The following is a 4,410-nucleotide window of genomic DNA, read 5'->3' on the forward strand; positions in this document are numbered from 1 at the left end:
GGATGTGGCCGTCCTTCACCGATCGCTGCTCAAGCACGGCTTCAACGCGGCGGCGCTGCACGGCGATATGGATCAGCACGCGCGTATGGCTGCACTCGACAGCTTCCGGGCTGGCGAAACGACCATTCTCGTAGCGAGTGACGTTGCAGCGCGCGGCCTCGATATTCCGGCCGTCAGCCACGTCTTCAACTATGACGCGCCCCATCACGCCGAAGATTATGTGCACCGCATCGGTCGCACTGGTCGGGCCGGCCGGGCCGGAGCGTCTTTCACCCTCGTCACACGCAAGGACGAGAAGTCGATCGCCGCCGTCGAGAAGCTGATCGAAACCAAGATCGAATGGGCGGGACCGACACTGGCTGACCTTCCAGCGTCCGAGGAGCGTCCGTCCCGAGGGCGCGAGCGTGGTCGTGACAAAGGGCGTGCCGGTGGCCGAGGACGCAGAAGCGAAGGCCGTGCCCCCCGCGAGGCCGAGGCTACCGCCGACCGCGAACCGCCGAGCGCCGCCACCGCCGAACCGCGGCAGAGCGAACGGCGGCCGAGAAACGACCGCCCCCGCGACGAGCGGCCGCGAGAAGAACGGGTTAGAGAAGAGCGACCCCGGGAGGAAAGACCTCGGGAGGAACGTCCGAGGGAAGATCGTCCGAGGGAGGATCGTTCGAGGGAAGATCGTTCGAACCACCACCAACACGCTGCGCCGCAGGCGCGGCATAACGACCGCAGGCGCGATCGCGACGACAACGATCCGCCGGTCGTGGGTCTCGGCGATCACGTTCCCGCCTTCCTGATGCGGCCCGTCTCCGCGAAGAAGGCGAAATAAGGTAGGTTGGCGGACGGCGTCTCGACCGTCCGCCCATCGTCAACCGGAGAGATCAATGGCCACCCGCCAAGTCGCTGTCATTGTTGGCAGCCTTCGCAAAGAATCCTTCAGCCGCAAGATCGCCAACGCCCTCGCAGACCTCGCCCCCGAACAGCTGAAACTCGAATTCGTCGAGATCGGTCAGCTACCTCTTTACAATCAGGATCTTGACGCCGCGCCGTCAGAAGCGTGGGTCGCATTCCGGCAACGCGTGAGGGCGGCCGACGCGGTGCTGTTCGTCACTCCGGAATACAACCGTTCTATGCCGGGCGTTCTGAAGAACGCGATCGACGTCGCCTCGCGGCCCTATGGGCAAAGCGCTTGGGATGGGAAGCCTGGTGCCGTGGTCAGCGTGTCTCCAGGTGCAATCGGCGCCTTCGGCGCGAACCACCATCTGCGCCAATCTCTGGTGTTCCTCAACGTGCCTGCGATGCAGCAGCCGGAGGCCTATGTGGGCAATGTCGCGAGCTTGCTCGATGACAGCGGAAAACTCGTCAATGACGGCACTCGCAACTTCCTGGGTAAGTTCATGACGTCGTTTGCAGCGTGGATCGAAGCCAACGCGAAGAAGTGATCTCAGCGCGCAGCGCGCTTGCCGGATGGCTTTTGCGCTGCACGCTTTGACGGCTTTGCGGATTTCGCCCGGAGGGCCGCGGCGACGGCGAGCTTGGCGAGCGAGGCAGCCTCGTCGACATCATCGAAGGCTGAGGTCGGCATGAGCCAGTAGCTCATCACGACGACCTTTCCATCCCGCCCCGCATAGCCGAACGGACGCGAACCAAGGTCGCGAAACACGCCCTCGCTCTCCGCGTCCGCCTTAAGGTACAGATCGCCGTTCGCCTCGAGAGCGAACATCACATCCTCGTGATAGATGCCCAGCCCGCCGAACATGCGGCGGATGCGAACGGGACCGACAGCGCGAAAGACATCGCTGATATCGTCGGCGCTCCAGGTTATTGGACTTTCTCCAACGCTTCCGGATCTGCGGGAGTAATGGCGATGGATTCGCCGCACCCGCAAGCGGACGTCTGGTTCGGATTGTTGAACACGAACTGGGACGACATCTTGCTGGTCTGAAAGTCCATTTCCGTTCCGAGAAGAAACAGGACCGCCTTCGGGTCGATCAGGACTTTTACGCCCTTGTCTTCAAGGATCTCGTCGAGGGGGCTGACGTTCTCGGCATATTCCATGACATAGGACATGCCGGCGCAGCCGCCGTTCTTCACGCCGACGCGAACACCGACGATCGGGCGTTCGGCCTTCGCGATGATGGTCTTGACGCGGTCGGCTGCCGCATCGGTCAAGGTCATGACCTTGAATCCCGGTAGTGCCATGGTTCTCTCCTGACGGCCGGGTTCAAGGCCCGGGCAGAACGAGGATCGTTTCTGGACTCTAAAATAGGCATCCTTACGACAAAGGTCGAGATTAATTCCCTTCCTGCAACCGCTTTTTGGTTGACGAGTCGGCCATTTTTCCAATGTTTACGGTGAGGCTTGGCCGAAGGCGCGATCCGCGAAAGTGGAGGCTGCGCTTTCACAGCCGATCACACGCCGTTCATCGAAGAGACACGGGGTTTCGCATCCCGGACCCAGCACCTGGAGAACTGATGCCGCACCATACCCCGTTGATCTCGACCATCGTCGTCGGTCTCGTGCTGGCTTTCGMTCTCGGCGCCCTCGCCCATCGCATCCGCATTTCGCCTCTCGTCGGATATCTCCTCGCGGGCGTCCTCGTCGGCCCCTTCACGCCGGGATACGTGGCCGATCAGGGCCTCGCCAATCAACTGGCTGAAATCGGCGTCATTCTGTTGATGTTCGGCGTCGGGCTGCATTTTTCTTTCAAGGACCTGCTGTCCGTGAAGGCGATCGCGGTCCCGGGAGCGATCGCGCAGATCGCCGTGGCGACCGCGCTGGGCATGGGTCTCGCCTGGTTCCTTGGCTGGTCGATCGCCGCGGGATTGGTGTTCGGCCTTGCGCTGTCCGTGGCGAGTACCGTCGTTCTTCTCCGCGCGTTGCAGGAACGACGCCTTGTCGAAACGGAGCGCGGTCACATCGCCGTCGGTTGGCTCATCGTCGAAGATCTCGCGATGGTGCTCACCCTGGTTCTTTTGCCGGTGATCGCCAATCTGCTGAAAAATCCCTCCGGCGACCTACTCGCCCTCGCCTATCCCGTGTTGATCACGCTCGGAAAGGTCGGGGCTTTCGTCGCTTTGATGCTGATCGTCGGCCGACGCGTCATTCCTTGGATCCTGCATTTCGTTGCGCATACGGGTTCGCGCGAGTTGTTTCGACTCTCGGTGCTCGCGATCGCRCTCGGCGTCGCGTACGGCGCTGCGACCCTGTTCGGCGTGTCGTTCGCGCTCGGTGCCTTTTTCGCCGGCATGATCCTGAGCGAATCGGAACTGAGCCATCGCGCGGCTTCGGAATCCCTCCCGCTGCGCGACGCCTTCGCGGTGCTGTTCTTCGTTTCGGTCGGAATGCTGTTCGACCCCTACATCATCGTGAGGGACTTTGGGCCGGTTCTCGCGACGTTCCTGATCATCGTGGTCGGCAAGTCACTGGCGGCACTCGCGATCGTCCAGCTGTTTGGCCATCCGCGGCTGACCGCCCTCACCATCGCGGCGAGCCTTGCGCAGATCGGCGAGTTCTCGTTCATCCTGATCGGCCTCGGCGTCGATCTCGAGATGCTGCCCGAGCGCGGACGCGACCTTGTCCTCGCCGGCGCCATCCTGTCGATCCTGGTCAATCCGTTCCTGTTCAGCCTGCTCGATTTCTGGGCCAAGAAGAACACCCTGCCGCCTGATCTCGACAGCGAGCTGGTTGAGGAGGCACCAGCCAAACTGGAAGAGCCGCGCCACACGACGTCTTTGACGAACCATGTCGTGCTCGTCGGTCACGGTCGCGTCGGCAAGTTCATCAGCAAGAAGCTCCATGCCGCCCAAGTTCCGTTCCTCGTCATCGAAAACAACGATGACAAGGCGGCCCATCTTCAACAGGAAGGGATTGAGACGATCGCAGGAAATGCCGCGAGCCCCTCAGTCGCGGCAGCGGCCAACATCTCTTCGGCGCGCTGCCTCCTCGTCGCCATCCCGGACGCCTTCGAGAGCGGACAGGTGGTCGAACAGGCGCGCGCCATCAATCCGAGCTTGCCGATCATCGCCCGTGCCCATTCGGACGCGGAATCGGCGCATCTTCTCAAGTACGGTGCGTCGAGCATCATTCTCGGCGAGCGGGAAGTGGCGAAAGCCATGATCGGCAGCATTCCGTCGGGCGACGATGCTTCAGGCAACCCGGAACCGGCCGCTGCCTGAATTGGCGCGACCTGGACAATTCTTCGAGACGGCGCGGATGCACTCTTCAGAGTCTAGTCGGGAGGGCCGTCTCGAAGGACGAGGTCGGACGCAATCTCACCACATGTCGAGGCCGACGCGGGCCTCGTCGGACATGCGGCTCTGATCCCACGGAGGATCGAAAACCATCGTGACCTTGCAGCTTTGAACGCCCTGGACGGCGCTGACGGCGTTCTCGACCCAACCCGGCATCTCGCCGGCG

6 protein-coding genes are annotated in these 4,410 nt (G+C 62.5%); 3 read left to right on the forward strand and 3 right to left on the reverse strand.

Annotated features, from left to right (window positions below; translation table 11 throughout):
• Both AC1DT3_RS13005 and AC1DT3_RS13010 read left to right on the forward strand, forming a co-directional pair.
• The coding region (locus AC1DT3_RS13005; RefSeq protein WP_477465671.1) for a helicase-related protein at positions 1 to 820 on the forward strand (820 nt) is incomplete at its 5' end.
• A 55-nt stretch (positions 821 to 875) separates the two neighbouring features.
• Complete coding sequence (locus AC1DT3_RS13010; RefSeq protein ID WP_477465672.1) at positions 876 to 1,433, forward strand: NADPH-dependent FMN reductase; 558 nt, start codon at positions 876 to 878, stop codon at positions 1,431 to 1,433.
• Between the two features lie 2 nt (positions 1,434 to 1,435).
• Here AC1DT3_RS13010 and AC1DT3_RS13015 read toward each other — a convergent pair whose 3' ends face one another.
• Together AC1DT3_RS13015 and sufA are read right to left on the reverse strand one after the other, a co-directional pair.
• Positions 1,436 to 1,873, reverse strand: coding sequence for a TfoX/Sxy family protein (locus AC1DT3_RS13015; RefSeq protein ID WP_477465675.1), 438 nt, complete (start codon positions 1,871 to 1,873; stop codon positions 1,436 to 1,438).
• The gene (gene sufA, locus AC1DT3_RS13020; RefSeq protein WP_477465673.1) at positions 1,813 to 2,193 is read right to left on the reverse strand and encodes a Fe-S cluster assembly scaffold SufA; all 381 of its coding nucleotides are present in this window, start codon (positions 2,191 to 2,193) and stop codon (positions 1,813 to 1,815) included. The genes AC1DT3_RS13015 and sufA overlap by 61 nt, the downstream gene beginning before the upstream one ends.
• Before the next feature lie 272 nt (positions 2,194 to 2,465).
• Here sufA and ybaL point away from each other — a divergent pair, with 272 nt between their 5' ends.
• Complete coding sequence (gene ybaL, locus AC1DT3_RS13025; protein WP_477465674.1) at positions 2,466 to 4,169, forward strand: YbaL family putative K(+) efflux transporter; 1,704 nt, start codon at positions 2,466 to 2,468, stop codon at positions 4,167 to 4,169.
• A gap of 96 nt (positions 4,170 to 4,265) precedes the next feature.
• Here the strand turns inward: ybaL and AC1DT3_RS13030 are convergent.
• Positions 4,266 to 4,410 (reverse strand): metal-sulfur cluster assembly factor (locus AC1DT3_RS13030; RefSeq protein WP_477465676.1); only part of this gene is annotated, 145 nt, incomplete at its 5' end.

The organism is Microvirga sp. P4_G7 (genome assembly GCF_056401005.1).